At 72.1% G+C, this 25,737-nt stretch carries 21 protein-coding genes; 9 read left to right on the top strand and 12 right to left on the bottom strand.

Going from position 1 to position 25,737, the window contains the following annotated elements; genetic code table 11:
* Positions 1–71 precede the first annotated feature (71 nt).
* The 7 genes from murD to rsmH form a co-directional block, all read right to left on the bottom strand.
* Positions 72–1,514: a UDP-N-acetylmuramoyl-L-alanine--D-glutamate ligase gene (murD, locus tag ABZ930_RS17295; protein ID WP_361548420.1), complete on the bottom strand. Its 1,443-nt coding sequence runs from the start codon at positions 1,512–1,514 to the stop codon at positions 72–74.
* Entirely contained in the window at positions 1,496–2,569 is a 1,074-nt protein-coding gene (gene mraY / locus ABZ930_RS17290; protein WP_361548417.1) for a phospho-N-acetylmuramoyl-pentapeptide-transferase, read from the bottom strand. Before mraY ends, murD begins: the two co-directional genes overlap by 19 nt.
* Positions 2,566–3,969, bottom strand: a complete 1,404-nt coding sequence (gene murF, locus ABZ930_RS17285; RefSeq protein WP_361548414.1) for a UDP-N-acetylmuramoyl-tripeptide--D-alanyl-D-alanine ligase — start codon at positions 3,967–3,969, stop codon at positions 2,566–2,568. The genes mraY and murF overlap by 4 nt, the downstream gene beginning before the upstream one ends.
* A 4-nt stretch (positions 3,970–3,973) precedes the next feature.
* Positions 3,974–5,638 (bottom strand): UDP-N-acetylmuramoyl-L-alanyl-D-glutamate--2,6-diaminopimelate ligase, encoded by a 1,665-nt coding sequence (locus ABZ930_RS17280; RefSeq protein ID WP_361548411.1) that lies wholly within the window; start codon positions 5,636–5,638, stop codon positions 3,974–3,976.
* Between the two features lie 68 nt (positions 5,639–5,706).
* Positions 5,707–7,671 carry a penicillin-binding protein 2 gene (locus ABZ930_RS17275; protein WP_361548408.1) on the bottom strand — a complete coding sequence of 655 codons (1,965 nt, stop codon included), beginning with the start codon at positions 7,669–7,671 and terminating at the stop codon, positions 5,707–5,709.
* Between the two features lie 4 nt (positions 7,672–7,675).
* Complete coding sequence (locus ABZ930_RS17270) at positions 7,676–8,314, bottom strand: septum formation initiator family protein (RefSeq protein WP_361548406.1); 639 nt, start codon at positions 8,312–8,314, stop codon at positions 7,676–7,678.
* 36 nt (positions 8,315–8,350) lie between these two features.
* Positions 8,351–9,307, bottom strand: coding sequence for a 16S rRNA (cytosine(1402)-N(4))-methyltransferase RsmH (rsmH, locus tag ABZ930_RS17265; RefSeq protein WP_351443742.1), 957 nt, complete (start codon positions 9,305–9,307; stop codon positions 8,351–8,353).
* 410 nt (positions 9,308–9,717) lie between these two features.
* Between rsmH and ABZ930_RS17260 the strand changes: the two genes are divergently transcribed.
* From ABZ930_RS17260 to ABZ930_RS17245, 4 genes are all read left to right on the top strand, one after another.
* Positions 9,718–10,260, top strand: coding sequence for a carbonic anhydrase (locus ABZ930_RS17260; protein ID WP_361548403.1), 543 nt, complete (start codon positions 9,718–9,720; stop codon positions 10,258–10,260).
* Positions 10,261–10,493: 233 nt separating this feature from the next.
* Positions 10,494–11,540: a MoxR family ATPase gene (locus ABZ930_RS17255; RefSeq protein WP_361548400.1), complete on the top strand. Its 1,047-nt coding sequence runs from the start codon at positions 10,494–10,496 to the stop codon at positions 11,538–11,540.
* Entirely contained in the window at positions 11,540–12,937 is a 1,398-nt protein-coding gene (locus ABZ930_RS17250) for a DUF58 domain-containing protein (RefSeq protein ID WP_361548397.1), read from the top strand. Before ABZ930_RS17255 ends, ABZ930_RS17250 begins: the two co-directional genes overlap by 1 nt.
* Positions 12,934–15,339, top strand: a complete 2,406-nt coding sequence (locus ABZ930_RS17245) for a DUF3488 and transglutaminase-like domain-containing protein (RefSeq protein ID WP_361548394.1) — start codon at positions 12,934–12,936, stop codon at positions 15,337–15,339. The genes ABZ930_RS17250 and ABZ930_RS17245 overlap by 4 nt, the downstream gene beginning before the upstream one ends.
* A gap of 162 nt (positions 15,340–15,501) precedes the next feature.
* Here the strand turns inward: ABZ930_RS17245 and ABZ930_RS17240 are convergent, their stop codons facing one another.
* The 3 genes from ABZ930_RS17240 to ABZ930_RS17230 form a co-directional block, all read right to left on the bottom strand.
* On the bottom strand, positions 15,502–15,909 hold the full coding sequence (locus ABZ930_RS17240) for a DUF3040 domain-containing protein (protein ID WP_361548391.1): 408 nt from the start codon (positions 15,907–15,909) through the stop codon (positions 15,502–15,504).
* 275 nt (positions 15,910–16,184) lie between these two features.
* Positions 16,185–17,021, bottom strand: a complete 837-nt coding sequence (locus ABZ930_RS17235) for a methyltransferase (RefSeq protein ID WP_361548388.1) — start codon at positions 17,019–17,021, stop codon at positions 16,185–16,187.
* Between the two features lie 100 nt (positions 17,022–17,121).
* A complete protein-coding gene (locus tag ABZ930_RS17230; protein WP_361548385.1) occupies positions 17,122–17,676 on the bottom strand; it encodes an SAV_6107 family HEPN domain-containing protein in 555 nt (184 codons plus the stop codon).
* A gap of 154 nt (positions 17,677–17,830) precedes the next feature.
* Between ABZ930_RS17230 and ABZ930_RS17225 the strand changes: the two genes are divergently transcribed.
* The 5 genes from ABZ930_RS17225 to ABZ930_RS17205 all read left to right on the top strand — a co-directional run bounded on the left by ABZ930_RS17225 (position 17,831) and on the right by ABZ930_RS17205 (position 23,845).
* Positions 17,831–18,583 (top strand): ATP-binding cassette domain-containing protein, encoded by a 753-nt coding sequence (locus ABZ930_RS17225; protein ID WP_361548382.1) that lies wholly within the window; start codon positions 17,831–17,833, stop codon positions 18,581–18,583.
* On the top strand, positions 18,555–20,639 hold the full coding sequence (locus ABZ930_RS17220) for a YhgE/Pip domain-containing protein (protein WP_361548379.1): 2,085 nt from the start codon (positions 18,555–18,557) through the stop codon (positions 20,637–20,639). The genes ABZ930_RS17225 and ABZ930_RS17220 overlap by 29 nt, the downstream gene beginning before the upstream one ends.
* 35 nt (positions 20,640–20,674) lie before the next feature.
* A complete protein-coding gene (locus ABZ930_RS17215) occupies positions 20,675–21,301 on the top strand; it encodes a TetR/AcrR family transcriptional regulator (RefSeq protein WP_361548376.1) in 627 nt (208 codons plus the stop codon).
* 389 nt (positions 21,302–21,690) lie between these two features.
* On the top strand, positions 21,691–22,305 hold the full coding sequence (locus tag ABZ930_RS17210) for a DUF4126 domain-containing protein (protein WP_361548373.1): 615 nt from the start codon (positions 21,691–21,693) through the stop codon (positions 22,303–22,305).
* A 43-nt stretch (positions 22,306–22,348) separates the two neighbouring features.
* Positions 22,349–23,845: an NAD(P)/FAD-dependent oxidoreductase gene (locus ABZ930_RS17205; RefSeq protein WP_361548370.1), complete on the top strand. Its 1,497-nt coding sequence runs from the start codon at positions 22,349–22,351 to the stop codon at positions 23,843–23,845.
* 31 nt (positions 23,846–23,876) lie between these two features.
* On the opposite strand, the gene ABZ930_RS17200 is transcribed toward ABZ930_RS17205, so the two are convergent.
* Together ABZ930_RS17200 and metF are read right to left on the bottom strand one after the other, a co-directional pair.
* Positions 23,877–24,752, bottom strand: a complete 876-nt coding sequence (locus ABZ930_RS17200; RefSeq protein WP_361548367.1) for a hypothetical protein — start codon at positions 24,750–24,752, stop codon at positions 23,877–23,879.
* A 45-nt stretch (positions 24,753–24,797) separates the two neighbouring features.
* Complete coding sequence (gene metF / locus ABZ930_RS17195; protein WP_361548364.1) at positions 24,798–25,718, bottom strand: methylenetetrahydrofolate reductase [NAD(P)H]; 921 nt, start codon at positions 25,716–25,718, stop codon at positions 24,798–24,800.
* Positions 25,719–25,737 lie beyond the last annotated feature (19 nt).

The following is a 25,737-nucleotide window of genomic DNA, read 5'->3' as shown; positions in this document are numbered from 1 at the left end:
CCGCAATCGGTCTGCGCTGCCACGTCCCCTCCCGAAGGGTGCCCGGCGTCACCGGGCACCCGCGGGTCCCCTCAGACGCTGGTGGCGCCGAGTTCGCGGACTGCTTCCGCGAACGCCTCGCCACGCTTGTTGTAGTTGGTGAACATGTCCATCGACGCACAGGCCGGAGCCATCAGCACGGTGTCCCCCGGGCGGGCGAGCCGTGCTGCCTCCTGGACCGCCGCCGACATCGCCCCAGTGTCGGTCCGGTCGAGGTCGACGACGGGTACTTCCGGCGCGTGTCGCTCCAGGGCTTCACGGATCAGGCCACGGTCGGCACCGATCAGGACGGCGCCCCGCAGCCGCTTCGCGGCGCCCGCGACCAGCTCGTCGAAGGTGGCTCCCTTGGCGAGCCCGCCCGCGATCCACACGATGGACTCGTACGACGCCAACGATGCCTGAGCGGCATGGGTGTTGGTGGCCTTGGAGTCGTCGATGTAGGCGACCTCGTCCACATCGGCGACGTGCGCGATGCGGTGCGCGTCCGGGGTGAAGTTGCGCAGCCCGTCGCGTACGGCGGCGGGCTCGACGCCGAACGCGCGGGCGAGGGCGGCCGCCGCGAGGGCGTTGGCGATGTTGTGCGGGGCCGGCGGGTTCACGTCGGAGATCTCGGCGAGCTCCTGCGCGTTCTTCTGCCGGTCGTCGACGAAGGCGCGGTCGACCAGGATGCCGTCCACGACGCCGAGTTCGGAGGGGCCGGGCGTACCGAGGGTGAACCCGATGGCGCGGCAGCCCTCTTCGACGTCGGCCTCGCGGACCAGGTTCTCGGTGGTCCTGTCCGCGACGTTGTAGACGCAGGCGACCTGATTGCCCTCGTAGATACGGCCCTTGTCGGCGGCGTACGCCTCCATGGAGCCGTGCCAGTCGAGGTGGTCGGGCGCCAGGTTCAGGACGGCGCCGGAGTGGGCGCGCAGCGAGGGCGCCCAGTGCAGCTGGTAGGAGGACAGCTCCACGGCGAACACGTCGTAGGCGTCGTCGCCCTGGAGGACGACGTCGATGATCGGCGTGCCGATGTTGCCGACGGCGGCCGTGCGCAGGCCCGCGGCCTCCAGGATCGACGCGAGCATCTGCGTGGTCGTCGTCTTGCCGTTGGTGCCGGTGATGGCCAGCCAGGGCGCGGCGTCCGGGCCGCGCAGCCGCCAGGCGATCTCGACGTCGCCGACGACGTCGACGCCGGCCGCCGCGGCCTCCGCGAACAGGGGCGACGAGGGCTTCCAGCCGGGCGAGGTGACGACGAGGTCGGTGCCCTCGGGCAGCGTGGTCGAATCGCCGAGCTGTACGGCGATACCCGCCTCCCGGAGGAGAGCGGCCTTCTCGTGGTGGGCGGGGCTGTCGCCGCCGTCCACCACGGTCACCGACGCGCCGAGGCCGGCCAGGGCGCGGGCAGCGCTGACGCCGCTCACGCCGAGACCGGCGACGGTGATGTTCTTGCCGTCCCATGTGTCCTGGGGCGTGGTCACTTCTTGGCTGCCCATCCCGCGTAGAAGAGGCCGAGTCCGACGATCACGCACATGCCCTGGATGATCCAGAACCGGACCACGACAAGGACTTCGGACCACCCCTTGAGTTCGAAGTGGTGTTGCAGTGGCGCCATGCGGAAGACCCGCTTGCCGGTCATCTTGAAGGAGCCGACCTGGATGACCACGGACATGGTGATCATCACGAACAGGCCGCCCAGCAGGGCGATCAGCAGCTCGGTGCGCGAGCAGATCGCGAGACCCGCGAGGGCGCCGCCGAGGGCGAGCGAACCGGTGTCACCCATGAAGATCTTGGCCGGTGAGGTGTTCCACCACAGGAAGCCGAAGCAAGAACCCATGAGGGCCGATGCGACGACCGCCAGGTCGAGTGGGTCTCTCACTTCGAAACAGGCGCCCGGGTTGGTGAGGGTCTGCGCGTTGGCGCAGGACTCCTGGAACTGCCAGACACCGATGAAGGTGTAGGCGCCGAAGACCATCACGGAGGCGCCGGTGGCGAGTCCGTCGAGGCCGTCGGTCAGGTTCACGCCGTTCGACATCGCGAGGATCATGAACAGCGCCCAGACCACGAAGAGCACCGGGCCGATCGTCCAGCCGAAGTCCTCGACGAAGGAGAGCTTGGTGGAGGCCGGGGTGTTGCCGCGGACGTCCGCGAAGTTGATGGCGAGCAGCGCGAAGGCGATGCCGACGATCAGCTGTCCGGCCATCTTCGCCTTGGCCCGCAGACCGAGCGAACGCCGCTTGACGATCTTGATGTAGTCGTCCAGGAAGCCGACCAGGCCCATGCCCGCCATCAGGCCGAGGACGAGCAGGCCCGACAGGGTCGGGGCGGCGCCGGTGATCAGCTTGCTGACGAAGTACGCGATGAGGGTCGCCAGGATGAAGGCGATACCACCCATGGTCGGCGTACCGCGCTTGCTGGCGTGCTCGCGCGGGCCGTCGTCACGGATGTACTGGCCGTAGCCCTTGCGCGCAAGGAGCTTGATGAGCAACGGCGTCCCGGCCAGGGTCAGGAAGAGACCGATGACACCCGAGAAGAGAATCTGCTTCATCATCGGGCATCAGCCCCGCCCTGTACGTCGTCCAGCAGCGCCTGTGCGACGGTCTCCAGGCCCACCGACCTGGACGCCTTCACGAGCACGACGTCTCCCGGGCGCAGCTCGCTGCGCAACAGGTCGATCGCCGCCTGTGCGTCGGACACGTGCACCGACTCCTCACCCCACGAACCCTCGTTATAGGCGCCCAGTCGCAGCCAGGACGCTTCCCTGCCCCCGACTGCCACGAGCTTGCTGACGTTGAGCCGGACGGCGAGCCGTCCGACCGCGTCGTGCTCGGCCAGCGCGTCGTCCCCGAGCTCGGCCATCTGCCCGAGCACCGCCCACGTACGGCCCCCCTTGCCCATGGCCACCAAGGCGCGGAGAGCCGCGCGCATGGACTCGGGGTTCGCGTTGTAGGCGTCGTTGACGATCGTGACGCCGTCCGGGCGCTCGGTGACCTCCATCCGCCAGCGGGACAGGGTGCCCGCCTCGGAGAGCGCGAGGGCGATCTCCTCGACGGACATGCCAAGGTCGTGGGCGACGGCGGCCGCAGCGAGCGCGTTCGACACGTGGTGCTCACCGTACAGCCGCAAGGTCACTTCGCTGCACCCGGAGGGTGTGTGAAGGCTGAAGGAGGGGCGGCCGTTCTCCGTGAGACGGACATTCTCGGCACGAATGTCGGCTTCGGCGGCCTCTCCGAAGAAGAGCACCTTCGCCTTCGTGCGCGAGGCCATCGCCCTCACGAGCGGATCGTCGGCGTTCAGGATGGCGGTGCCGTCGGCGGGCAGGGCCTCGACCAGTTCACCCTTTGCCTGCGCGATCTGCTCGCGGCCGCCGAACTCGCCGATGTGCGCGGTCCCGACATTGAGGACGAGGCCGACCTTCGGGGGCGTCAGGTCCGTCAGGTAGCGGATGTGGCCGATGCCGCGGGCGCCCATCTCCAGGACGAGGAACTGCGTCTCGTCGGTGGCGGAGAGGGCGGTGAGCGGCAGCCCGATCTCGTTGTTGAGCGAGCCGGGCGTGAAGACCGTGGGGGCCTTGCTCCGCAACACCTGGGCGATCAGGTCCTTGGTGCTGGTCTTGCCGGCCGAGCCGGTCAGCGCGACGAGCGTGGCGCCGAGCCGGGCGACGACGTGCCGGGCGAGAGCGCCGAGCGCCGCCGTGACGTCGTCGACGACGATGGCGGGCACTCCGACCGGCCGGGTGGCCAGGACCGCGACGGCGCCTTTGGCGACCACGTCGGCGGCGTAGTCGTGGCCGTCCACGCGTTCACCGGCGAAGGCGGCGAACAGGCTGCCGGACTCCACCTCACGGGAGTCCCTGACCACCGGTCCGGTGACCCGGACCTGCGGATCCGGTATGTCGTACGTCTGCCCGCCGACGACTGTGGCGATCTCGGCGAGGGAGAGGGCGATCACAACTTCATCCCTGGGTTTGCTCGATGGCTTCGCGAAGCACCAGGCGGTCGTCGAAGGGACGCACCACCCCGGCGATGTCCTGTCCCTGCTCGTGGCCCTTGCCGGCGACGAGCACCGTGTCGCCGGGCTCGGCACGCGCGACGGCGGCACGGATGGCGGCCGCCCGGTCCTCGAAGACGGCGACGTCCCCGCGCTCGTGGGCCGGCACGTCGGCGGCGCCGGCGAGCATCGTCGCGAGGATCGCGAGGGGGTCCTCGGAGCGGGGGTTGTCGGAGGTGAGGATGGCCGTGTCGGCGAACCGCGCGGCGGCGGCGCCCATCGGCATCCGCTTGGTCCTGTCCCGGTCGCCGCCGCAGCCGAGCACGATGTGCAGCTTGTTCTCGGTGACCTTGCGCAGCGCCTTGAGGACGGACTCGACGGCGTCGGTCTTGTGCGCGTAGTCGACGACGGCGAGGTAGTCCTGACCGGCGTCCACGCGCTCCAGGCGGCCGGGGACGCCCGGCACGGCGGCGACGCCGTCGGCCGCGGTCTGCGGGTCGATCCCGGCGACGGCGAGGGTGACGATCGCGGCGAGGGTGTTCGCGACGTTGAAGGGGCCGGGCAGCGGCGCCTCGGCGGTGATCCGCTCGCCCTTGGGGCCGACGACGGTCAGCGTCGAGCCGAGCTGGCCGACCTCGACGTCCTCGGCGCGCCAGTCGGCGTCGGGGTGACCCTCGGCGGAGAAGGAGACGACCGGATACCCCGAGGACGCGGACTCGTCGATGAGGCGACGGCCGTACTCGTCGTCGTAGTTCACGACGCCCTGTTTGCTGCGCGCACGCGTGAACAGCTGCGCCTTCGCCTGGAAGTAGTCCTCCATGTCCCGGTGGAACTCCATGTGCTCCGGGCTGAGGTTGTTGAAGACGGCGACGTCGAAGACGCAGCCGTCGACCCGGCCGAGCACGAGGGCGTGGCTGGAGACCTCCATGGCGACGGCGTCGACGCCGCGCTCGCGCATGACGGCGAACAGCGCCTGGAGATCGGTGGCTTCGGGGGTGGTCCGCTCGGACTTGATCCGCTCGTCGCCGATGCGCATCTCGACCGTGCCGATGAGCCCGGTGGAGCGGACCTTCTTCAGTCCGCCCTCGACCAGGTACGCGGTCGTGGTCTTCCCGGACGTGCCGGTGATGCCGATCTGCAGCAGGTCGCGGCCGGGGTGGCCGTAGATGGTGGCGGCCAGCTCGCCCATGCGTCCGCGCGGATTCTCGACGACCAGCGCGGCGAGCCCGGCGGCGGTGACGCGCTCGGCGCCCGCCGGGTCGGTGAGCGCGGCGACGGCGCCGAGCGTCGCGGCCTGCGCGGCGAAGTCGGCGCCGTGGGCGCGGGCTCCGGGCAGGGCCGCGTACAGATCGCCGGGGCGAACGGCACGGGAGTCATGGGTGATGCCGGTGACCTCGACCGTGGCCTGGGGTGCGGCGACGCCCAGCTGACCGGCCAGTTCCGCGAGGGGTGCGGCGGTGACGGCGGCCGGTCGCGGCGGCCCGGGATATGTCACGGGTGCGCCCTTCTGGGTGGTTTGGGACTGATCAGCGTGTGGCACGGCGGTGAGCGTACCGGGCCCGGCCCGCCCTGAGCGAAGCGAGGGGCGTGGCGCGGGCTGGTTCCCCGGATCGGGGGTGATGGTTGTCACGGGGTCTTCAGGCTGTCTTCACTGGGTGGAGTGATCATGGTCACGGCAGGTCCGGCCGGTTCCGATCGTCATGGCTTGAAAGAGACGGGCAGCTTCGCGGACTTGGCGCCCGTGGGCGGGACTTGGAGGGTCTTGAGGGCGAACTCCATGACCTTCTTGTAGATGGGACCGCAGATCTGGCCGCCGAAGTAGCTGCCCTTCGTGGCGTTCTGGATGGCGCAGTAGACGGTGACGCGCGGCTTGTCGGCGGGCGCGAACCCGGCGAACGACGACGTGTAGCCCTTGTAGCGGCCGGTGGCCGGATCCACACGGTTGGCCGTGCCCGTCTTGCCCGCGACGCGGTAGCCGGGGATCCGGGCCGCGGTGCCGGTGCCCTCGACGTCGTCGACGACGGACTCCAGCATCTGCGCGACCGTCCGTGCCGTCTTCGCGCTGACGACGCGGGTCTGCTTCGGCTTGGGCGCGGCGACGAACTTGCCGTCGGCGCCGGTGGAGCCGCGCACCAGGGTGGGCTCGACCCGTACGCCGCCGTTGGCGATCGTCGAGTAGACGGAGGCCGCCTGCATCGCGTTGATGGAGAAGCCCTGGCCGAACGGGATCGTGTACTGCTGCGACGTCGACCACTTGTCCGCGGGCGCGAGGATGCCGGGCGTCTCGCCGGGGAAACCGAGCCCGCTCGCCGAGCCGATGCCGAACTTGCGCAGGTACGAGGAGAGCGTCCGGTTGGCCTCGGGCTGCGTCTTGCCGAGCTGGCCGGTGGCGAGGATGGTGCCGATGTTGCTGGACTTGGCGAGCACGCCGTTGAGCGTGAGGTGCCAGGTCTCGTGGTCGACGTCGTCCTGGAAGAGGCGGTCGCCGCGGTGCAGCCGGTTGGGCACTGTGACATGGGTCAGCGGCGTCGCCGCGTTCTCCTCGAGCACCGCCGCCATCGACATCACCTTGGCGGTGGAGCCGGGCTCGTAGGCGTCCTGGAGCGCGGCGTTGCCGAGCGCCGCCGAGTTCGCCTTCGAGAGGTCGTTGGGGTCGAAGCCGGGCGCGTTGGCCATGGCCAGGACCTCGCCGGTCTGCGTGTCCTGCACTATCACGTAGCCGCGGTCGGCCCCGGACTTCTTGACCTGCTCGGTGATCGCGTCCTGCGCGGCCCACTGGATGTCCCGGTCGATGGTCAGCTCGACGTTGGACCCGGAGACCGCGGGCTGCTCGGTGCTGCCGGCCGTCGGCACCTGGCGGCCGCCGGACTGCGCGTACCGGATCTTGCCGTCCTTGCCCGACAGCTGCTTGTTGAGCTGCTGTTCGACCCCGCCGCCGCCCTTGCCGTCGGCGTTGACCCAGCCCAGTATCCCGGCGGCGAGGTCGCCGTTCGGATACACGCGCTTGCTGCTGGGGTCGGCGAGGACGCCGGAGAGCACGCTCGCCTCCCGGCCCTCGGCGTTGGCCTTGTCGTTCAGGGTGGACCTGAGGTCCTTGATCTGCTTCCAGACCTGCGGCGTCTGGCGCGCGGCCAGCCGCACGTAGCGGGTCTTCTCGGTCTTCAGCCGCTTGGTCAGGGTGGCGGTGTCGACCCCGACGATCGGCGAGAGGAGCGCGGCCGCCTGCTCGGGGGCGTCGGCCACCTTCGTGACCTTCTTGGTGAACATCGTCGGGTCGGCCGTGATGTCGTACGCGTCCACGCTCGTGGCCAGCGCGACACCGCCGCGGTCGGTGATCTGCCCGCGCTCGGCGGCGATCGTGTGGCTGACGTAGCGGTTCAGCTCGGCCTTGGCCGCGTACGCGCTCGCGTCGACGCCCTGCACCTGGAGGAGCCGCACGGTGAAGACCATGAGGACGAGCGTGAGGCCCAGGCTCACCATCCGCAGGCGGGGCCGTGGGCTGCCCAGGCGCAGTGGGGTGGAGCCCTTGGGCCCGCCGGGGCGCGGGCGCCGTGCGGCGGGGCGCGCGCCGGGGGCGGAGCGCCGCTGGGCTCCGGGCCTGGCGGTCCTGACCGGGCGCGCGGGTCCCGGGACGCGACGGCGCGGAGGCTGCCTGTCGGTCATGACGTCACCTGCCGGAGCTGGAAGGGGCGGGGGCGGTGGGCGTGGGAGGCGGCACGGACGAGGTGCCCGGTGCCGGCTGCCCGGACTGCTGGGCCGCGGCGGAGGCACTGGGAGTCGGGCTGCCGGACGGGGTGGCGCTCGCGGCGGGGGACGTGGGCTCGGCCTCGGGCGGGCGGGGCGGCTGCTGCCGGACCGGCTCGGGCAGCGAGGCCGGGCTCGGCAGGCCGCGGACGGTGCCGTCGGGGTTCAGGAACGCGGGGTCGCCGCCGGGGACCATGCCGAGTTCACGGGCGCGGCGCTGGAGGGCGTCGGGCGCGGAGTAGGAGTCGACCTCGCGCTGGAGCTCCTGCTCGTCGTCGGTCAGCTCGGTGGTCTGCTTCCTGAGCTTGGTGAGCTTGAACGATCCTTCGTTGAGCGAGGAGTTCAGCATCAGCAGCGTGATGAGCCCGCCGCCGAGCAGCAGCACGACGAGGAGGACGAACGGGGTGCGGGCGGCCTGCGAGCCGCCGGAGGGCGCGACGGGGAGGAAGCGCGCAAGCCGCGCCGCTCGTCCGCGTGGTCCCCCGGAGGGGCCGCCGGAACTCCGGGAGCCCTTGGCTCCTTTGGAGTTCTTGGTTCCTTGCGCGTCATTTCTGGCGCTCATGACCACCCCTCCACGCGCGCGTGTCTCACTCGACCGTCATCCGTTCACGTCCTCGCGGATCCGCTGCGCACCCCGCAGCCGTGCCGGGGCGGCCCGGCGGTTCTCGGCGACCTCTTCCTCCGTGGGGAGTTCGGCGCCGCGCGTGAGCAGTTGCAGGCGGGGCTGGTACTGCTCGGGGACGACGGGCAGTCCGGGCGGCGCCGTGGTGGCCGCGCCGGCCGAGAGGACCTGCTTGACCAGGCGGTCCTCGAGCGACTGGTAGGACAGCACGGCGATCCGTCCGCCGACGGCCAGGGCCTTCACCGCGGCCGGGATCGCCCGCTCCAGGACGCTCAGCTCGCCGTTGACCTCGATGCGCAGGGCCTGGAAGGTGCGCTTGGCCGGGTTGCCGCCGGTGCGCTTGGCGGCCTGCGGCAGCGCGTCCCTGATCAGCTCGACGAGCCGCGCGCTGTTGCTGAACGGCTCCTTCTCGCGCTCGCGCACGACGGCCGAGACGATCCGCTTGGCCTGCTTCTCCTCGCCGTACTGGCGCAGGATGCGCACCAGTTCGCCCGCCGGGTAGGTGTTGAGGACCTCCGCGGCGCTCATCCCCGTCGTCTGGTCCATGCGCATGTCGAGCGGCGCGTCCTGCGCGTAGGCGAAGCCGCGGTCGGCCTCGTCGAGCTGCATGGAGGAGACCCCGAGGTCGAACAGGACGCCCTGGACGCGCGGGATGTCCAAACGGTCCAGGACCTCGGGCAGTTCGTCGTAGACGGCGTGCACCAGCGTGGCCCGGTCCCCGAAGGGGGCCAGCCGCTCACCCGACAGGCGCAGCGCCTCCTTGTCCCGGTCCAGCGCGACGAGACGGCAGGCGGGGAACGTGGAGAGCAGGGCCTCGCTGTGGCCGCCGAGGCCGAGCGTGCAGTCGACGACGACCGCGCCCGGCTGCGCCAGCGCGGGGGCCAACATGTCCAGGCAGCGCTGGAGCATGACCGGGACGTGTCGCTGACTCAAGAGGCCCTCTCAGGTCCGGCGGGCCGGCGCGGACGCACTGCCGGGTCCCCGCCCGCTCGTGAAGGGGATGGTGGTCCGTCGGCGCCGGGGAAGTGACGCCGGCCGACCGGAGCGGGAGGAGGCCGAGCCGTACGTGCGCGCCGCGCACGCGGGGAGCGTCCGGCAGCGCCGGGATCTCCGTGTTGCTTCGTTAATGGGGTTCGGCGTCACTTTAGTCCACGGTGACCCTCGGTCAATCAACCGGCCTGCGCGTCGCGGACCGCTTCCCGAGGAAGCCGTAACTCCGTCGAATTCACCTGTTCGGAGGAGGCGCGCACGCCCTGTGGGTTAGCTCACAACAAGGCTCGATGATGTTCTTTGTCCCCTCTCACAGCAGGCCACGCACCAGGGCGCCCAGTAACGTCGACTCCATGACGACTTCCGCATCCCTCCCCTCCGAAGGCGCCATATCGGCCGACGGCACCGTGACGGACCGCCTGGTCGAGGCGAACGGGCAGTACGCCGAGGCGTTCACCGACCCCGGCATGGACGCGCGCCCCGTGTTGCGCGTCGCGGTGGTGGCGTGCATGGACGCGCGCCTCGACCTGCACAAGGCCCTCGGCCTCCAGCTGGGCGACTGCCACACGATCCGCAACGCGGGCGGCGTGGTGACCGACGACGTGATCCGCTCGCTCACCATCAGCCAGCGCGCCCTCGGCACCCGCAGCGTGGTCCTCATCCACCACACGACGTGCGGCCTCGAGTCGCTGACCGAGGAGTTCCGCCACGAGCTGGAGCTGGAGGTCGGCCAGCGCCCGAGCTGGGCCGTCGAGGGCTTCCGCGATGTCGACCAGGACGTGCGGCAGTCGATAGAGAAGGTGCGCACCTCGCCCTTCCTTCTGCACACCGACGACATTCGCGGTTTCGTGTTCGACGTGAAGACCGGGCGGCTGCGGGAAATCACCCCGGCCTGAGCGGGCGAAGGAGCGGACGGCCGGTCGGCCGTCCGCTCAAAAGGTCGTAAGCCCCGACATATCGCGGCCAGTTATCCACAGGCGAGTGACACGAACCGGTAACGGCAACAAGAATGCGGGGGTGACACCTCGCGCGAGGGCCGGAACTCTTCGCGCGTGGTGTCCGTGTTTCGGGGTGGGCCGGTCCGCGTCACAGAGCGTCGGCCCGGAAAGTACGGGCCGAGGAGGGCCGGGTGACGACCTATGACGATCGAGCGAGCCTCACTGATCTGACCACCACTGCGGAGCGGGTCCGCAGGTCGGTGGAGGGTGTGATCGAGGGCAAGCCGGAGGTCGTACGGCTTTCGCTGACGGTGCTCCTCGCCGAGGGGCACCTGCTCATCGAGGATGTACCGGGCGTCGGCAAGACGATGCTCGCCAAGGCGCTCGCGCGGTCCATCGACTGCTCGGTGCGCCGCATCCAGTTCACTCCCGACCTGCTGCCGTCGGACATCACCGGTGTGTCGATCTTCGACCAGCAGCGGCGGGACTTCGAGTTCAAGCCGGGCGCGATCTTCGCCCAGATCGTGATCGGCGACGAGATCAACCGCGCGTCGCCGAAGACCCAGTCCGCGCTCCTGGAGTCCATGGAGGAGCGCCAGGTCACCATCGACGGCAAGACCTACGAACTGCCCAGCCCCTTCATGGTGGTGGCGACGCAGAACCCGGTCGAGATGGAGGGCACCTATCCGCTGCCCGAGGCCCAGCGCGACCGCTTCATGGCGCGGGTCTCCATCGGCTATCCCAGCCCGGAGGCCGAGTTGCAGATGCTGGACGTGCACGGCGGGGTGTCGCCGCTCGACGACCTCCAGCCGGTGGCGCACGCGCACGACATCGTGAAGCTGGTGGACGCCGTGCGCACGGTCCACGTCGCGGACTCGGTGCGGCGCTACGCGGTGGACCTGGTCGCCGCGACGCGCGCCCACCCGGATCTCAGACTCGGCGCCTCCCCGCGCGCGACGCTGCACCTGCTGCGCGCGGCCAAGGCGTCGGCGGCCCTCAGCGGGCGCGAGTACGCGCTGCCGGACGATGTGCAGGCGCTGGCCGTGGCGGTCCTGGCCCACCGTCTGCTGCCCACCGCGCAGGCGCAGTTGAACCGGCGTACGGCGGAGCAGGTCGTGCTGGACATCCTGCAGCGCATCCCGGTCCCGGCCGCGGACACCCGCGCCCCCCAGCAGGGCTTCGACTCCGCGACGCCCCCGATGTACGGCCAGCAGTCGCCCGGCACGCGGAGGGCGTGATGACGGCCGGGGGGTATCCCGCGGCCGACCCCGGGGGCGGGGCCACCGACGGCGGCACGACGAGCGACAAGGGTGACAAGAGCGGGCTGCGCACGGCGCTGTCCGGACTGACCACCCGCGGCCGTTCGTTCCTGGCGGCCGGCATCGCCGCGGCCATCTGCGCGTACGTCCTGGGGCAGAGCGATCTGCTCCGGGTCGGCCTGCTGCTCGCGGTGCTGCCGCTGGTCTGCGCGGGCGTGCTGTACCGCACCCGCTACCGGGTCGCGGGCAGCCGCCGCCTCTCCCCCGCGCGCGTGCCCGCGAGCGCCGAGGCGCGGGTGCACCTGCGGATCGACAACATCTCCCGGCTGCCCACCGGTCTGCTGATGCTCCAGGACCGGGTGCCGTACGTGCTCGGGCCGCGGCCCCGCTTCGTGCTGGACCGGGTCGAGGCGAGCGGCCGCCGCGAGGTGTCCTACCGGGTCCGCTCCGACCTGCGCGGCCGCTATCCGCTGGGCCCGCTCCAACTGCGCCTGACCGACCCGTTCGGCATGTGCGAGCTGACCCGGTCCTTCTCCGCGTACGACACCCTGACGGTGATCCCGCGCGTGGAGGCACTGCCTCCGGTGCGGCTGACCGGGGAGGCCAAGGGGTACGGGGACGGGCGGCAGCGCTCGCTCGCGCTGGCCGGCGAGGACGACGTGATCCCGCGCGGGTACCGCCACGGCGACGACCTGCGCCGCGTCCACTGGCGCTCGACCGCGCGCTACGGCGAGCTGATGGTGCGCCGTGAGGAGCAGCCGCAGCGGGCCCGCTGCACGGTGCTGCTCGACACGCGCGACCGCGCCTTCCAGGGCGCCGGCCCCGACTCGGCCTTCGAGTGGGCGGTGTCCGGCGCGGCCTCCGCCCTGGTCCACATGCTCGAGCGGGGCTTCTCCGTCCGGCTGCTGACCGACACCGGCACCTCCGTGCCGGGCGAGGGCAGCGACGGGTTCGCGGGCGCCAGCCAGGAGTCGGCGGACGCCGCCGGCCTGATGATGGACACGCTCGCCGTCGTCGACCACTCGGACATGGCGTCGCTGTCGTCCGCGTACGACGTGCTGCGCAGTGGGAACGAGGGACTGCTGATCGCCTTCTTCGGCGATCTGGACGAGGAGCAGGCGGCCGTGGCCGCCAAGATGCGCCGGCGCAGCGGCGGCGCGATCGCCTTCCTGCTGGACAGCGAGACCTGGGCGCAGGGCTCCGGCGCCGCCCCGGCCGCGCGCTGCGCCGAGCGGCTGCGCACGCTCCAGGAGGCGGGCTGGACGGCGGTGGCCGTACCGGCCGGCGCATCCCTGGTGGAGGTGTGGCGGCAGGCGGACCGGGACCGCGGCGGCGCGGTCACGACAGGTACGAGCACGGCTGGGGGCTGGTCATGAGCGGTGGTGCCCGACTGTCGATCTGCGCGACGCTGGCCACTTTCCTGGCGTCGTGCTCGCTGCTGCCCCTGGTCGACACGTCGGCCTGGCTGCTCGAGGCGGCGATCCTGCTGACGGTCCAGGCGGCGGTGGGCGCCGCGGCCCGCAGAGTGCCGCTGGCCCGGCCGCTGACGATCGCCGCGCAGGCGCTGGTGTCGCTGCTGCTGCTCACCGTGTCCTTCGCCCGGGAGCAGGCGATCGGCGCGGTCGTTCCCGGCCCGGAGGCCTTCCGGCACTTCGGGCTGCTGCTGGAGATGGGCGGCGACGACGTCGGCCGGTACGCCATACCGGCGCCGGTGTCCGACGGCATCCGGCTGATGCTGGTGGGCGGCGCGCTGGTGATCGGGCTCGCGGTGGACGCGCTGGCGGTGACGTTCCGCAGCGCGGCCCCGGCCGGGCTGCCGCTGCTCGCGCTGTACTCGGTGGCCGCCGGGCTCTCCGAGGGCGGCGCCGACTGGCTGTGGTTCGTGCTCGCGGCCGGCGGCTATCTGGTGCTGCTGCTCGCGGAGGGGCGTGACCGGCTCTCGCAGTGGGGGCGGGTCTTCGGCGGCACGGGGCACGGTTCCGGCGGCGCTTCGGTGGCCGACGGTCCGAGCGGCGCGACCGCACCGGTCCGCACCGGGCGGCGTATCGGGGCCGTGGCCCTGGGCATCGCGCTGGTGGTGCCGCTGGCCCTGCCCGCCCTGGACGGCGGTGTGCTCGGCCCGTCCGGTTCGGGCACGGGCGCCGGTTCGGGCGGCGGCGGCACGATCTCCGCGGTCAATCCGCTGGTCTCGCTGCAGAACAGTCTGAACCAGCCGGAGGACCGGACGGTGATGACGTACCGGACGAACGCCGAGCAGACCCAGGAGCTGTATCTGCGGATCGTCTCGCTCGACGAGTTCGACGGCACCACCTGGCGCCCGTCGGTGCGCAGCATCACCGACGTCCCCTCGAACCTGCCGAACCCACCGGGCCTCGATTCGGACATCCGCAGGACCGAGGTGCAGACGAACATCAAGGCGGCCGACTGGTACACCCAGGACTGGCTGCCGATGCCGTATCCCGCCTCACAGGTGTCGATCGACGGGCGCTGGCGGTTCGAGGAGGTCGGCCGGACCCTGGTGGGCGACCACGGGCAGACGACGCGCGGCAAGCAGTACAGCGTCAAGAGCCTGGTCGTGCAGCCGACGGCGCAGCAGCTGGCCAACGCCGGGCGGCCGCCGGGCAACCTCCTGAAGGAGTTCACGAAGGTGCCCGCGTCGCTGCCGGACGTGGTGAGCCGGACGGCGCTCCAGGTCACCCGGGGCGCGGCGAACAACTACGAGCGCGCGGTGAAGCTGCAGGACTACTTCGCGGTCGACGGCGGGTTCACGTACAACACGGAGGTGCGGGCGGGCAGTGGTTCCGCCGCGATCGTCCGCTTCCTGAAGCAGAAGGAGGGCTTCTGCGTCCACTTCGCCTTCTCGATGGCGGCGATGGCCAGGACGCTGGGGATTCCGGCCCGGGTCGCGGTCGGCTTCACCCCGGGCTCGGCTTCGGGGGACGGTACGTACACGGTGGGGCTGCGGGACGCGCACGCCTGGCCCGAACTGTATTTCGAGGGGGTCGGCTGGACCCGCTTCGAGCCGACGCCGACCCGTGGCTACACGCCGGAGTACACGCAGGACGACACGCCGACCGACGTCTCGTCGAACACGGCGAAGCCCAGCGATTCCGCCTCGGACGCGACGTCCTCGGATCAGCCGGAGCTGATGGAGAGCTGCTCGGCGCAGCAGCGCAAGGAGGGCCAGTGCGCCGCACTCCTCCCCACGCCGGACGCGGGTTCCCCGGACGACGGACCGCCGATCGGCACAATCCTGCTGGTGACGCTCGCGGTGCTGCTGGTCCTGCTGGTGCCGCTGCTGCCGATGCTGTGGCGGCTGCGGGTGCGGGCGCTGCGCCTCGGTTCGGGTGGCCGTACCGACGCCGATGTCGCCGGGCGCACCCTGGCGGCCTGGCACGAGGTCACGGACACGGCGTGGGACCACGGCATCGCACCGGACGATTCGCAGACCCCGCGCACGGCGGCGGCCCGGATCGTGCGCCTCGGGCAGTTGGACGAGCCGGCGGCCGACGCGGTGCGGCGGGTGGCGGCGGCGGTGGAGCAGGTGCTGTACGCGCCACGGCCGCAGCCCGTTTCGGGGCTCGGCGACGACGTGCGGCGGGTGCACGCCGGCATGCACGCCAAGGTGAGCCGCACGGCGCGGCTGCGGGCGACGCTCGCGCCGCGCTCGGCCGTCCGGGTGGTGTGGGCGCTGGCGGAGCGCCGGGCACGGTTCACGGCGGGGCTGCGGGCCCGCTGGACCGCGGCCCGCTCCCGGCCGTCCGGTCAGGAGAGCTGACGCACCGAGAGTGACGAAGGCGCCGGCCCCTCGGGGGCCGGCGCCTTCGTCCGTGGTCCACGCGTCCGACCCGCACCGGGACGCACAAAGGGTGACCGCATCCCGCGGTCACCCTTCACACACGTACGCTCGTCGAGCGGTCTCCGTAGGAACCGGAGGGGCTCAGCGACTACCGCCCTGCTCGTCGCGGCGGCGCTGCCAGCGCTCCTCGATGCGGTCCATCATCGACCGCTTCGGTTTGCTCTGGCGCCGGGCGGTGGTGCCGCCCGGGACGGCTCCCGCCGGCTGTTCACCCGGCTTGGGCGCTTTGCGCCAGCCGGTGACGGCGAGCACCGCGCACCCCAGCATGACGAGGAATCCCACCACGCTGATCCAGATCTGCTTCGCGACCATTCCAGCCATGAGGAGCGCGATACCCACCAGGAAACCGGCCACGGCCTGGTAGACCCGACGTCGGGTGTATGTACGCAGCCCGCTTCCCTCAAGCGCTGTCGCGAACTTGGGATCTTCGGCGTACAGCGCTCGCTCCATTTGCTCGAGCATTCGCTGCTCGTGCTCCGAGAGCGGCACGGAGTCCTCCTCATCGTGCAGTCGCCGGGGCGACCGGGGGTCCCCTTCAGGATAGGCAGGGAATCGCCCCCGTGAAACCCGCCCCTCTACGCCAACTTCACCATTCCGGACCGCATCACGCCGCTCCGGCCTCCTGAGGCGTCATTCCCCGGTGGCCGTCCCGTCATGCCGGGCGGTCTCCCCCGATCATACGGCGCCGGGCGCCGGATCGGGGGGCCTGTGGCGTACTCCATCTGCCGCTGCGCCGCTGATCAGCGGTGCGACACGAGGGGCGCTCAGGCCCCGTCCTGCGCCTGCTTCTCACCGAGCACGTGCAATTGGGTCGCCACGGCGTGGAAGGCGGGCTGCTCGGCGGCGGCCGCCTCCAGCCTGAGCAGCTCCTGAAGGGCTCCGGGCTCGGTGTCCACGAGGACGCCGGGGACCAGGTCGGCGAAGACCCGCACGCCGTGCACCGCGCCGACATCCACTCCGGCGTCGGCGACCAACCGGGTGAGCTGGTCGGCGGTGAAGCGCCGGGGCACCGGGTCGGCGTCGCCCCAGCGGCCCGCCGGGTCGTCGAGCGCCTGCCGGGCCTCCTTGAAGTGGCCGGCGAGGGCCCGCGCGAGCACGGCGCCGCCGAGACCCGCGGCGAGCAGGCTCAGCACGCCGCCGGGGCGCAGCGCGCCCACGGCGTTGCGCACGCCTTCCTCCGGCTCCTCGACGTACTCCAGGACGCCGTGGCACAGCACCGCGTCGTACCCGCCGCGCTCGACGACGTCGAACAGTCCGGAGACGTCGCCCTGGACGCCGCGCACCCGGTCGGCGACCTCGGCCTCGGCGGCGCGGCGCTCCAGCGCGAACAGCGCGTTCGGACTCGGGTCGACGACGGTGACGCGGTGGCCCAGGCGGGCGACCGGCACCGCGAAGTTGCCGCTGCCGCCGCCGGTGTCGAGAACGTCGAGAGCTCGGTGCGCCTGGCTTCCCGCGGCCTTGACGCGCCGGTCGAGGGCGTCCTTGAGGACTTCCCAGACCACGGCGGTGCGGAGCGAGGCGCGGGGGCCGAAGGGGTCGGAGCGCTGCGGCGTCGGCTGCGACCGGCGAGGGGAGGCGGGCGGGCGAGTCGGGTCCGACACTGCTGGTGACTCCTCGGCGCGGCTCCGGCCGACGGGCGGAGCGTGAACTGGTGCGGGCGCCTCCACCCTAATGGGCCCGGACGTGGGGCATCGCCAGTGCTCACCCGGCGTCGGACACGTCCCGCTCACCGTCCTTCCGCCGGGGTCCCGGCAGCACCGGCTGGAGCACGAGCATCCGCTCGACGAGGCGCAGGAACATCGCGACGTCGCGCAGCAGATCGTCGGCGTCGCGGGCGCTGGCCGCACCCTGGATGCCCGCCTCGGCGCGAGCGCGCCGGGTGGCGCCGGAGGCGAAGAGGGCGCTCCACTCGGCCAGTTCGGGCGCTATCTCGGGGAGCACTTCCCAGGCGCTGCGGATTTTGGCGCGGCGCCGCGGGGTGGGCTCGGGGCGGCCGCGGGCGGCGAGCACGGCGGCGGCGGTGCGCAGGGCGGCCAGGTGGGCCGTCGCGTACCGCTCGTTCGGCGCGTCGAGGATCTCCGCCTCGTCGAGCCCCGCGCGGGCCTGGGCGAGCAGGTCGAGGGCGGCGGGTGGCGCGCCGGCCCGGCGCAGCACCGGGTGGACGTCGCTCGCCGGGCCGGTCGGTGAGGGGGCAGGGCCGATGGCGGCGCGGCGTCGTGCGGCGGCGGCCGCGGTGGATGCGCGATGTCCAGCCATGACGAACCTCCTGTCGTCTGTGTGACGGCGCAGTGGCCGTATGTGTCGATAGTGGAGGACGCCACTGACAATCGGCTCTGACCTGCACCTTTGCCTCGATCGAAGGTTCGGGTTAGCTTTTTGCACTGACCAGTCAGTTCAAAAGGGGAGGGTCATGGACGGGCCGCAGGGCGGGGCCGCCGTCGCCGCCACCGGGTTCGGGGTGAAGGGGCCGCGCGGCTGGGCGTTCCGGGACGTCGACATCGACGCGGGGCCGGGAACGCTCGTCGCGATCGAGGGGCCGTCCGGCAGCGGCCGCACCTGTCTGCTGCTCGCGCTGACGGGGCGGATGCGCCCGGCCGAGGGCGAGGCCCGCGTCGCCGGCCTCGGGCTGCCGAAGCAGATGGCGGCCGTACGGCGGCTGAGCGCGCTCGCGCACGTGCCCGGGGTGACCGATCTCGATCCGGCGCTGACCGTCGCCGAGCACCTGCGGGAGCGGGCGCTGCTGCAGCGCCGGTTCGACGGCTCGTGGCGCGCTCTGCTGCGCCCGCGCCGGGAGCGGGCGGCCCTGGCGCGGCAGCGGATCGACGACGCGCTGGCCGGTGCCGGGCTCGACCTCGACACGCTGCCCAAGAAGGCCCGTACGGCCGTGCGCGACCTGGAGCGCGTGGAGGCGCTGCGCCTCTCCCTGGCGCTCGCGCTCATCGGCCGGCCCCTGCTGATCGGCGTCGACGACACCGACCTGAAGCTCTCGGACCGTGAACGCGCCGAGGTCTGGGACCGGTTGCGGACCGTCACCGCCGCCGGCACCACGGTGCTCGCCGTGTGCAGCGAGGCCCCCGAGGGCGCGCTCACCGTGTCGACCGTCCCCGCATCCACGACCGACAAGGAGACGGCCGATGCGTTCGCCGAAGCTGGCCGCGCTTGAGCTGAGGCGCTTCGGCAGAGGGAAACTGCCGCGCGCCGCGCTCGTCGCCCTTCTGCTGCTGCCCCTGCTCTACGGGGCGCTGTACCTGTGGTCTTTCTGGGATCCCTACGGGCGGCTCGACAAGATCCCCGTGGCGCTCGTCAACGACGACCGGGGGGCGAAGGCGGGCGGCAAGAAGATCACCGCGGGCGACGACATCACCGCGGGGCTGTACGACAGCGACACCTTCCAGTGGCACGAGGTCGATTCCGCGCAGGCCGCGAAGGGCGTGGAGGACGGCACGTACTACCTGTCGCTCACCATGCCGAAGGACTTCAGCGCGCGCATCGCGTCCAGCTCCGGGGACGCGCCCGAGACCGGCGCCCTCCGCGTGCGGACGAACGACGCGAACAATTACATCGTCGGGCAGATCTCCCGGACGGTGTTCTCGGAGGTGCGATCGGCCGCGTCCACCAACGCGTCGCGTTCGTTCCTCGACAAGATCTTCATCTCCTTCTCGGACATCCACGACGCGACCGAGAAGGCGGCCGACGGCGCGGACGACCTCAGGGGCGGCATCGGGAAGGCGAAGGAGGGCTCGAAGGAACTCGCCGACGGCCTGAAGGACGCCAAGAAGGGCAGCGGTGACCTGGCCGGCGGTCTGACCAGGCTCGACAAGGGGGCCGGTGACCTGGAGTCCGGGTCCCGGCAGGTCGCCGACGGCACCCGGCTGCTCGCGAGCCGGGTCAACGGCGCGGCCGACCAGGTACTGCCCTTCCTGAGGGACAACAAGAAGGCGATCGGCGACACCGCGCGGCTGGTGTCCGACTCGGCCGCGGGCGTCCGGCGCCACCTGGATGACCTGGTGCGCCTGGCCCCCACAGCGCGCCAGGGCGCTCACGCGGGATCGGACATCCTCGCCGCGGTCTACGAGCGCCGCTGCGCGCAGGCGGTGCTCGACGACCCGGCCTGCCCCGACCTGAAGAAGGCGATGACGGCGGCCGCGGACGTCGCCACCGTCTCGGACGACCTGAACACCCTCGTCCAGGACCAGCACGGCGACCTGGCGGTCATGGACCGGAACCTGGCGACGCTCCAGGAGCAGTCCGCGGCCCTCGCCCGGCACGCCCCGACGCTCGACCAGGACGTCGAGAAGGCGGTCGCGCAGATCAACCGCCTCGACGACGGGGCCGGGCAGGTCGCGGCGGGCGCCAGGACGCTGCACGCGGGGCTGGGCACGGCCTCGGCGGGCGCCGCCGACCTCGACTCCGGGGTCGGCAGGCTGGAGACCGGCGCGCAGGACCTCGACGGCGGCATGTACCGACTGGCCGGCGGTTCGGGGAAGCTGGCGAGCGGGCTGCACGACGGCGTCGGGAAGATCCCCGACTACGACAAGAAGGACCGTGACCAGCGCACCGGAGTGATGGCCGACCCCGTACAGCTGGCCTCCCAGTCGCTGCACAAGGCACCCAACTACGGGACCGGCTTCGCCCCGTACTTCATTCCGCTGTCCCTCTGGGTGGGCGCGATGGTCGCCTACATGCTGATCGCGCCCCTGAACCGGCGGGCGCTCGCCGTGGGCGCCTCCTCCTGGCGGGTGACGCTCGCGGGCTGGCTGCCGGTGGCCGCGCTCGGCCTGCTCCAGGTGGCGGCCCTGATGTCCGTCCTGCACTGGGCGCTCGGCCTCCAGATGCTGCACGCCGCGGGCACCGTCGGCTTCCTGTGCCTGGTCACGGCCTGCTTCGCGGCCATCGTGCAGTGGCTGAACGCGCGCTTCGGGGCGGCGGGCCGCATCCTCGTCCTCGCCTTCCTGATGTTGCAGCTGACGTCGGCCGGCGGCACGTATCCCGTGCAGACCAGCCCGGGCTTCTTCAACGCGATCCACCCGTACCTGCCGATGAGCTACGTCGTGGAGGCGCTGCGCAGGCTGATCTCCGGCGGCGGTCTCGGGCCCGTGTGGCAGGCGTGCGCGGTGCTGGCGGCCTTCACGGCGGGCGCCCTCGCGCTCACCGCGCTGACCGCCCGGCGCAAGCAGGTGTGGACCCTGGACCGGCTGCACCCGGAGCTGAGCCTGTGAGCGCGCTCGCCGGCGGGCCTGTGAGAATCAGGGGCATGGAAAGCAGCACACGGCGCCAGGCCACCCGGCAGAAGCTCTACGAGGCCGCTGTCACGCTCATCGCGGAGCAGGGTTTCTCCGCCACGACGGTCGACGAGATCGCCGAGCGCGCCGGGGTGGCGAAGGGCACCGTCTACTACAACTTCGCCAGCAAGTCGGTCCTCTTCGAGGAGTTGCTGCGGCACGGCGTCGGGCTGCTGACCGCCTCCCTGCGGGACGCGGCGCAGAAAGCGGCCGACCGGGGCGGCAGCAAGATCGACGCCCTGGACGCGATGATCCGCGCGGGTCTGGTCTTCATCGACGAGTACCCGGCCTTCACCCAGCTGTACGTGGCCGAGCTGTGGCGCACCAACCGCGCCTGGCAGTCCACGCTCGCCGTGGTCCGCCAGGAGGCGGTGGCCGTCGTGGAGGGCGTGCTGCGCGACGCCGTGGGCAGCGGCGAGCTGAGCGAGGAGATCGATGTGCCGCTCACGGCGGCGGCGCTGGTGGGCATGGTCCTGGTGGCGGCCCTGGACTGGCAGGCGTTCCAGCCGGAGCGCTCGCTGGACGATGTGCACGCCGCGCTGTCGCTGCTGCTCCAGGGACGGGTGGGCGGCGGACAGCCGCTGACCGGAAAGGCCTGACCTCCCGGGGGGCGTCCGCGAAAGGCGCCGCTACGTAGAGCGCCGGTCCGGCAAGGCCTGTGACTGCTCTCAGGCTTCACCGGACCGGCGCATCCCCCGTTGTTCCCCCGTGGGATCCCCGTCGTTCCCCCGTCGGGTCTCCCTCGGTCCCCCGTGCCTCGCTCCCGCCCTGTCGGGCGAGAGGAGCGGCCAAGAGCGCTGCGTTCCGTTCCGCCGCCCCGTGTCGGCGGTGCCGGGTGCCGCGCTCTTCCCCGTGGCCTCCACTCTTCCGTCTACGCAGGTAGAACCCCATCCGCGCACCTACTCATCTCCCTCCCTAGGTACGGATACTCAGACCTGCGTGCTCATCCCCAGGCACGGAGAGTTCCCCACTGGTTACGATCACCTCCGTGTCCGTACTCCCCCTGGTCTTCACCAGCGGCTGGGCGAGCGGCATCAACGCGTACGCGGTGGTCCTGCTGCTCGGCGTCTTCGGCGCGACCGGGTTGACCGACGAGGTCCCCGAGTCGCTGCAGCGCCCCGACGTGCTGATCGCGGCCGGAGTGCTCTTCCTGTGCGAGGCCGTCGCCGACAAGATCCCGTACGTGGACTCGGTGTGGGACTCGGTGCACACCGTGATCCGGCCGGTGGCGGGCGCGGTCGTGGGGGCGCTGCTCGCCGGGCAGAGCGGGTCGCTGTCCGATCTGGCGGCGGGCGCGATCGGCGGTTCGACGGCGCTGGCCAGCCATGCGGTGAAGGCCGGCACCCGGATGGCGGTCAACACCTCGCCCGAACCGGCCTCGAACTTCGTGCTGAGCACCGCCGAGGACCTGGGGGTCGCCGGTGTCGTGACGTTCGCGATGTTCCACCCGGTGGCGGCGGCGGTGATCGCGGCGGTGCTGCTCGTCGCCGGCCTGGTGGTGCTGGTCTTCCTGATCAGCCGCATCCGAAGATTCCTGCGCCGGCGGGCCCAGCGGCGCGAGGAACGGCGGATCGCCCGCGAGGAGCCGCGGCCCCCGCCCTGACCTGGCGGCGGCGTTGTCAGAGGTGGCCGATACAGTCCCTGGCATGGCACGAATTGCGGTGATCGGCGCGGGGATGGGCGCCATGGCGGCCGCCGCTCGGCTGGCCGTGGCGGGCCACCGACCGGTGGTCTTCGAGCGCGCGTCGACGTACGGCGGAGCGGTGGGCCGCATCGAGCGCGACGGCTTCGCGTTCGACACGGGACCGGGCCTGCTCCCGCTGCCTGCCGTCTATCGCGACCTGTTCATCAAGACCGGCAAGGAGTCCCTGGAGGACCTGGTCGGTCTCACGCAGGTGGAGCCCGCCGTGCGGCACGTCTTCGCGGACGGCACGACGGCGGACCTGCCGAACGCACGGCGGGCGGGCGTCGCCGAGGCCCTGGACGCGACGATCGGGGCGGGCGCGGGCGCGTACTGGTCGGCTTTCATGGACCGGGCCCGGGAGGCCTGGGACCGCTCGCGCCGCCCCCTGCTGGAGGAGCCCCTGTGGCCGAACTGGGAGGTGCTGGCCGAGCGCGAGCCCTACCCCGCCGTTCCGCAGAAGCGGCTGCTGCGCAAGGCGCGCACGGCGGTCACCCTCGCCGACATCGGCGACCTGGAGCTCGGCGGCGACCCGCGGCTCACGGCGCTCCTGGAGAGCTACGCGCTCGGGTACGGCCTCGATCCCCGTACGGCACCGGCGAGCGCGGCCGTGCTGCCGTACATGGAGCAGACCTTCGGCACCTGGGCGGTGACCGGCGGCATGCGGGCCCTCGCCGACGCGGTGTACGCGCGCTGCCTGAAGCGGAAGGTCCAGTTCAGATTCGGTGCGGCCGTCGCCCGGGTCGTGGTGAAGGACGGACGCGCGGCGGGCGTGGAGCTGGCCGACGGCTCGGTGGAGGACGCCGGGTTCGTCGTGGCCGGAGTCGCGCCCGGCGTCCTGGACGTGCTCGTGCCGGGGCGGTCCGTGCGCGGCGCGGTCCCGGCCCGGGCCGAGGCCGCCGTGCCCAGCAGGCTGACGGCTCATCTGGCGCTGCGCGGGCCGCGTCCCGAGGGCACCCCGCACCGCACGGTGGTGCACGGGACGGACCGGGCCGCCGAGACGGCCTGGCTGTTCGACGCCGCCGCGCGGCCGGACAGGCCCACGGTCACGGTGCTGCGCCCGGGCGACGCCGCCCAGGTGCCGGACGAGGAGCACGAGGCGGTGACCCTCACCGTGACGGTGCCGTCCGGCGCGGAGGTGTCGGACGCCGAGGTCGAGTCGGTCCTCGACGCGGCCGGGCGCGCGGTGCCCGGGCTGCGCGAGCGCCTGCTGTGGCACGAGATCCGCACGCCGCGCGACATCGCGGAGGCGACCGGCGCGGACGGCGGCGCCGTGCCCGCGCCGGCGCTGGCGGCGGCGCGGGGCGGGCTGCTCCACCCGGCCAACAGCACCCCGCTGCCGGGGCTCCTCGCCGTCGGGGGCTGGTCGCACCCGGGCGGCGGGCTGCCGCACGCGGGCATGTCCGGGGCCCTGGTGGCCGGACTGGTCGTGGAGGGGCCGGAGTTCCGCGGCTCGCAGTGAGCCGGGCCGCGGATCGCCGTCGCAGGCCCGCTCAGTAGCGGTACTGCTGCTGCTCCTGCTGGTACCCGGTGTCGTACCCGGTGTTCGGGTCGTGCTGCGGGTACGTGGGATAGGGCTGCTCGGGCGGCAGTTCGCCGCCGTACTCGTCGCCCCCACGCTGCTGCGGCACCCAGACACCGCCGGGCGGGGTCTCCCCGCCGTAGCCGCCGCCCGTCGCGTACGGGTCGCCGTACTGCTGCTGGCCGGTGGCGTACGGGTCGCCGTACTGGGGCTGCTCGGGGTAGCTCTGCGCCCCGATGTACGGGTCGGAGTACGGGGCCGCGTAAGGCTGCTGCCCGGTGTCGTACCCGTAGGTGTGCTGGTCGTAGCCGTAGGACCCGGTGTCGTAGCCGTAGTCCTGCTGCGCGCCGTGGTTCGCCTGGGCGTACGCCGCGTCGCTGTAGACGCCGTACTGGCCGGTGTCCTCGGGCATCGGCTCCGGGGCGTACACGGAGGTCGACTCGGCCGCGCTCTCCGCCGGCATCGGCGGGAAGTCGTCCGCCGTGTCCCGCGCGCCCTGCTCGTACTCCAGATCGGAGACTTCGAGGGTCGGGTCCTGCCGGACCGTTTCCCTCCTGCCGCGCCGTCCGCCCGTGGCCTCGGCCTGCTGGTCGCCCTTCTTCAGGGCCCAGCCGGACGCGAACCCGCGGCGGAACGACAGCGTGACGTAGGTCTGCCCGATCGCGAAGGCGATGGCGCCGAGCCCGATGACGATCACCGAGGGCATCAGGACGCCGAGGACCACCCCGAGGAAGCCGCCGAAGGCCAGCAACCGCCAGCGCAGCCGCGCCTTGTACTGCAGCAGCACCTCACCGAGCAGCCACAGCGCCACCAGTCCGAACGCGATATAGAGGACCGCCCAGCCCATGTACGCCCCTCTCGTACGGCCGCAGCCCCGGGTGGGTACGGCCCATCAGGCCCGCGGATCGTGCAGGCCCAGGTTTTCGTAGATTTCCAGCGTCGCAGTCGAGTTGTTGAGCGTAATGAAGTGCAGACCCGGCACTCCCTCGTCAAGCAGCCTGGCGCAAAACTCCGTAGCGAACTCGATGCCAATGGAGCGTACAGCGGCCGGATCGTCTTTGGCTGTGAGGATCCGCTCTTTCAGCGCCGGAGGGAAGTCCGCGTTGCTCAGCTTCGGCAGGCGTTCGAGCATCCGCACGCTCGTCACGGGCATGCACTCGGGGATGATCGGGGTGTCGCAGCCGGCGGCGGCGACCTTGTCGCGCAGCCGCAGATACTCCTCCGGGTAGAAGAACATCTGGGTGATCGCGTAGTCGGCGCCCGCCCGGCACTTGTCGACGAAATGCCGCACGTCGGAGTCCCAGTCGGCGGAGCGCGGGTGCATCGCGGGGAAGGCCGCGACGCCCACGCAGAAGTCGCCGGACTCCTTGATCAGCTCGACGAGTTCGGCCGCGTACGTCAGCCCTTCGGGGTGCGAGATCCAGTCGCCCATCGGGTCGCCGGGCGGGTCGCCGCGCACGGCGAGCATGTTCCGGATCCCGGCATCGGCGTACTGCCCGATGATGTTGCGCAGTTCGGCGACGGAGTGCTCGACGGCCGTGATGTGGGCGACCGGCGTGAGCGTCGTGTCCGCGACGATCTGCTCGGTCTCCTTGACAGTGCCCGCGCGCGTGGAGCCGCCCGCGCCGTACGTCACGGAGACGAAGTCCGGGGCGACGGCCTCGACCCTGCGCAGCGCGTTCCACAGGTTGCGCTCGCCTTTTGCGGTCTTCGGCGCGGAGAACTCGAAGGAGTACGTCGCCTTGCCGGTCGCGAGCATGTCGCGCACGGTGCGGGCGCGGTCAGTCCTGGTGGAAGGGGTACCTAGGGCCATACGGGCAGGTTACTGAGGG

This window comes from Streptomyces sp. NPDC046716, assembly GCF_040645755.1.
In the GTDB taxonomy this organism is placed as follows: domain Bacteria; phylum Actinomycetota; class Actinomycetes; order Streptomycetales; family Streptomycetaceae; genus Streptomyces.
The sequence above is the reverse complement of the archived record's forward strand: the minus strand, read 5'-3'. Positions and strand labels throughout refer to the sequence as shown.

Excerpts from the sequence above, each read along its gene's own strand:
- murD (WP_361548420.1), bottom strand. The coding sequence starts at position 1,514 with ATGGGCAGCCAAGAAGTGACCACGCCCCAGGACACATGGGACGGCAAG.
- ABZ930_RS17200 (WP_361548367.1), bottom strand. The coding sequence starts at position 24,752 with ATGGGCTGGGCGGTCCTCTATATCGCGTTCGGACTGGTGGCGCTGTGG.
- mraY (WP_361548417.1), bottom strand. The coding sequence starts at position 2,569 with ATGATGAAGCAGATTCTCTTCTCGGGTGTCATCGGTCTCTTCCTGACC.
- ABZ930_RS17225 (WP_361548382.1), top strand. The coding sequence starts at position 17,831 with ATGGACGGGCCGCAGGGCGGGGCCGCCGTCGCCGCCACCGGGTTCGGG.
- ABZ930_RS17230 (WP_361548385.1), bottom strand. The coding sequence starts at position 17,676 with ATGGCTGGACATCGCGCATCCACCGCGGCCGCCGCCGCACGACGCCGC.
- ABZ930_RS17215 (WP_361548376.1), top strand. The coding sequence starts at position 20,675 with ATGGAAAGCAGCACACGGCGCCAGGCCACCCGGCAGAAGCTCTACGAG.
- ABZ930_RS17245 (WP_361548394.1), top strand. The coding sequence starts at position 12,934 with ATGAGCGGTGGTGCCCGACTGTCGATCTGCGCGACGCTGGCCACTTTC.
- ABZ930_RS17250 (WP_361548397.1), top strand. The coding sequence starts at position 11,540 with ATGACGGCCGGGGGGTATCCCGCGGCCGACCCCGGGGGCGGGGCCACC.
- metF (WP_361548364.1), bottom strand. The coding sequence starts at position 25,718 with ATGGCCCTAGGTACCCCTTCCACCAGGACTGACCGCGCCCGCACCGTG.
- ABZ930_RS17220 (WP_361548379.1), top strand. The coding sequence starts at position 18,555 with ATGCGTTCGCCGAAGCTGGCCGCGCTTGAGCTGAGGCGCTTCGGCAGA.
- ABZ930_RS17275 (WP_361548408.1), bottom strand. The coding sequence starts at position 7,671 with ATGACCGACAGGCAGCCTCCGCGCCGTCGCGTCCCGGGACCCGCGCGC.
- ABZ930_RS17270 (WP_361548406.1), bottom strand. The coding sequence starts at position 8,314 with ATGAGCGCCAGAAATGACGCGCAAGGAACCAAGAACTCCAAAGGAGCC.
- ABZ930_RS17205 (WP_361548370.1), top strand. The coding sequence starts at position 22,349 with ATGGCACGAATTGCGGTGATCGGCGCGGGGATGGGCGCCATGGCGGCC.
- ABZ930_RS17260 (WP_361548403.1), top strand. The coding sequence starts at position 9,718 with ATGACGACTTCCGCATCCCTCCCCTCCGAAGGCGCCATATCGGCCGAC.